This is a genomic window from Mesorhizobium sp. B1-1-5, assembly GCF_006443065.1.
Classification (GTDB): domain Bacteria; phylum Pseudomonadota; class Alphaproteobacteria; order Rhizobiales; family Rhizobiaceae; genus Mesorhizobium.
The window spans coordinates 1-2,323 of sequence record NZ_VFWS01000236.1; the positions used below are offsets into that span (position 1 = coordinate 1).

A 2,323-nucleotide genomic window follows, 5' to 3' on the forward strand; every position below is an offset into this window, starting at 1 on the left:
GCGTCCTGCCATGCGTCCCATGAAACCGTCATCGGGGCGCCTTACAACCGCATCCCGCCGACAAAGTCGATGAATGCCCGCAGCGGCGCCGGGATGAGCCGGCGGCCCGGGTAATAGAGGAACGGGCCGGAAAACTCCTGCCACCAGGGCTCCAGTACCGGTTCGAGCCGGCCATCGTCGAAATAGGGGCGCAGCCAGTCCTCGAACAGCGAGACGATGCCGCCGCCGGCGACCGCCACATCGAGCGCAAGCGCCATAGCGGTGCCGGTGCTGACCAGCAGCGGCCCGGTCGGCTCGACGCTCACTATCTCGCCGGCGCGCTCGAACTCCCAGGGCGGCGTCAGGCCGCTGGCGAAGCGGCCGCGCAGGCATGCGTGATTGAGCAGGTCGCGCGGATGGTCGGGCCGGCCACGCCGGTCGAGATAGGCCGTTGCGGCAGCGGTGGCGAAGCGCTGCCGGCGCGGGCCGATCGGTATGGCGATCATGTCCTGCTCCAGCCGCTCGTCATAGCGGATGCCGGCATCGCAGCCGCTCGCCAGTATGTCGACGAAACTGTCCTCGGCGGTCACCTCCAGTCTTATGTCGGGATAGGCGACAAGGAAGGGCGGCAGAAGGCGCGGCAGAACCAGTTTCGCCGCCCCGACCGGCACGTTGAGCCGCAGCGTGCCGGCCGGGCGGCCGCGAAAGCCGTTGACGACATCGAGCGCTGCCTCGACCTCGCCGAGCGCGGGGCCCAGCCGCTCCAGCAGTCGCGCGCCGGCCTCGGTCGGAGCGACGCTGCGCGTGGTGCGGTTGAGGAGCCGCACGCCGAGCCCCGTCTCCAGCCGCCGCACCGTTTCGCTGAGGCTGGAGGCGCTGACGCCGCTGATCCTGGCCGCCTCGCGAAAGCCGCCGGCGCGCGCCACCGCCATGAATGCCTGGAGGTCGCCCAGATCCGTCATTGTACGCCTTTCCGCACAGCCTGTGCCGATTGCGCCATATTATCGCGCAGGCGTGCATTGTCTATATCTGGCCGATCCAAAGGAGATTGAGACCATGACCGACATCAGCAAGGCCGGAACCTTCAAGCTCGGCGACCGCACCGTGAAGCGCATGGGCTACGGCGCCATGCAATTGGCCGGACCCGGCGTGTTCGGCCCGCCGAAAGACCATGACGGTGCACTCGCCGTGCTGCGCGAGGCGGTGGCGAGCGGTATCGACCATATCGATACCAGCGATTTCTACGGTCCGCACGTCACCAACCTGATCATCCGCGAGGCGCTGCACCCCTATCCCGCCAATCTCACGATTGTCACCAAGGTCAGTGCCCGGCGCGGCGCCGATGCATCGTGGATCCCCGCAATGTCGCCGCAGGAACTGACGCAGGCCGTGCACGACAATCTCCGCAATCTGGGACTGGACACCATGGAGGTCGTCAACCTGCGCTCCATGCACGGCATACACGGCCCGGCCGAAGGCTCGCTCGAACCCCAACTGAATACGCTCGCCGAACTGCAGCGTCAGGGTCTGGTGCGCCATATCGGCTTGAGCAATGTCACATCAACCCAGATCGCGCAGGGGCGCGGCATCGTCGACATCGTCTGCGTGCAGAACCAGTACAACATCGCGCATCGCGAGGATGACGCACTGATCGACGAGCTTGCCGCGGCCGGCATCGCCTATGTGCCGTTCTTCCCGCTCGGCGGCTTCACGCCGCTGCAATCCAGCACGCTGGCCGATGTCGCGCAAAAACTCGGCGCCACGCCCATGCAGGTGGCGCTCGCCTGGCTCCTGCGTCGCGCGCCCAACATCCTGCTCATCCCCGGCACCTCGTCCATTGCGCATCTCAGGCAAAACATGGCGGCGGCGGAGCTGGAGCTGCCAGCCGACGCGCTTTCCGTGCTGAACGGGATCGCGGGCGAGACCGAGCAAGCAGCCTAAGCCGGCGCGACTAGCGCTTGCCGGGCGGCACCGCTGTCCGGCAAGATCCCGACCTCGGCGGCGGCTTGCGCAGCCGTCGCCGGCCATGGCATCTGGTCCGGTACAACGGATCGATCCGAAGCAGCATGGCTCCACGACCACCACGACCCGGCGTCAGCCTCAACCGCGCGCTGTCGAAGCTCGGCCTGTGCTCGCGCACGCAGGCCGAGCGGCTGATCGCCGAGGGCCGCGTGCGCGTCGGTGGCAAGGTCGCGCGCGATGCTTCCCTGCGCGTCGATATGAATCGCGACCGCATCGCCGTCGACGGCGAAAAAATCGTTGCCGAGCGCAAGTTCTATCTCATGCTCAACAAGCCGCGCGGGCTGGTCACGACCCGCGACGACCCGCTCGAGCGCGACACCGT

Annotated in this window: 3 protein-coding genes; 2 read left to right on the forward strand and 1 reads right to left on the reverse strand. The window is 67.5% G+C overall.

The annotated features are described in order from the left end of the window. Positions 1-41 precede the first annotated feature (41 nt). Complete coding sequence (locus FJ980_RS29855; protein WP_140547211.1) at positions 42-941, reverse strand: LysR family transcriptional regulator; 900 nt, start codon at positions 939-941, stop codon at positions 42-44. A gap of 94 nt (positions 942-1,035) precedes the next feature. On the opposite strand from FJ980_RS29855, the gene FJ980_RS29860 reads away from it, so the two are divergent. Continuing rightward, positions 1,036-1,920, forward strand: a complete 885-nt coding sequence (locus FJ980_RS29860; protein ID WP_140547212.1) for an aldo/keto reductase family oxidoreductase — start codon at positions 1,036-1,038, stop codon at positions 1,918-1,920. 125 nt (positions 1,921-2,045) lie between these two features. Further along, the coding region (locus FJ980_RS29865) for a S4 domain-containing protein (RefSeq protein WP_281406345.1) at positions 2,046-2,323 on the forward strand (278 nt) is incomplete at its 3' end.

What these genes read in the sequence shown, in the direction of transcription:
- FJ980_RS29860 (WP_140547212.1), top strand. Translation starts at nt 1,036, where the DNA reads ATGACCGACATCAGCAAGGCCGGAACCTTCAAGCTCGGCGACCGCACC.
- FJ980_RS29855 (WP_140547211.1), bottom strand. Translation starts at nt 941, where the DNA reads ATGACGGATCTGGGCGACCTCCAGGCATTCATGGCGGTGGCGCGCGCC.